Source organism: Bacillus sp. NTK034 (assembly GCF_017303275.1).
In the GTDB taxonomy this organism is placed as follows: Bacteria; Bacillota; Bacilli; order Bacillales; family Cytobacillaceae; genus Cytobacillus.
Genome location: NZ_JAFKOJ010000049.1, coordinates 1 through 330 on the forward strand (window position 1 = coordinate 1; position 330 = coordinate 330).

General features: G+C 45.8%; 1 protein-coding gene. It reads left to right on the forward strand.

Annotation, left to right across the window (positions count from 1 at the left end; genetic code table 11):
- The coding region (locus JI665_RS28345) for an MATE family efflux transporter (RefSeq protein ID WP_244671356.1) at positions 1-330 on the forward strand (330 nt) is incomplete at both ends.

A 330-nucleotide genomic window follows, 5' to 3' on the forward strand; every position in this document is an offset into this window, starting at 1 on the left:
TGTTGGAAGCATAGCGCTAATTTATTACTTAAACCGGTCCAAGGTTCTCGCTTTTCGCAAGGACTATTGGAAGTTAGATAAAGTGCATTTAATGGAGTTGACGACACTTGGGGCTCCAGCAGCAGGTGAACGGTTAGTTATGCGTGCTGGCCAGATCGTCTATTTCGGCTTTGTTGTTGCACTCGGAACAAATGCCTTTGCAGCCCACCAAATTGCAGGAAATATTGAAGTCTTTTCTTATATGATTGGTTATGGGTTCGCAACGGCAGCTACGATACTGGTTGGACAGCAAATCGGGGCAGGTAACCTTGATGAAGCGAGGAGATATGC